This is a genomic window from Hyphomonas sp. GM-8P (assembly GCF_003263315.1).
Classification (GTDB): domain Bacteria; phylum Pseudomonadota; class Alphaproteobacteria; order Caulobacterales; family Hyphomonadaceae; genus Hyphomonas.
The window spans coordinates 1-249 of record NZ_AWFE01000054.1 but is presented as its reverse complement, the minus strand read 5'-3'; the positions used below and the strand labels follow the sequence as shown (position 1 = coordinate 249).

Annotated in this window: 1 protein-coding gene; it reads right to left on the bottom strand. The window is 55.4% G+C overall.

Going from position 1 to position 249, the window contains the following annotated elements; translation table 11 throughout:
* A partial coding sequence (locus HY26_RS04135; protein ID WP_146740176.1) for an integrase core domain-containing protein occupies window positions 1–249 on the bottom strand: 249 nt, incomplete at both ends.

Genomic DNA, 249 nt, shown 5'->3' with positions numbered 1-249 from the left:
CCAGAGAAGAGTGTGGGCGCGCGGTGTTGTAGTGGCGTCGCCAAGTTTCGATCAGGACTTTCGCCTCACGCAAATCAAAGAAGATTTCCCTCGCCAACAACTCGTCGCGAAGCTTGGAGTTGAAGCTCTCGCAATATCCGTTTTCCCATGGGCTACCCGGTTCGATGTAGAGCGTCTTCACGCCGATACGTGCCAGCCAGTCCCGTAAGGCTGTGGCAATGAACTCGGGGCCATTGTCGGAACGGATAT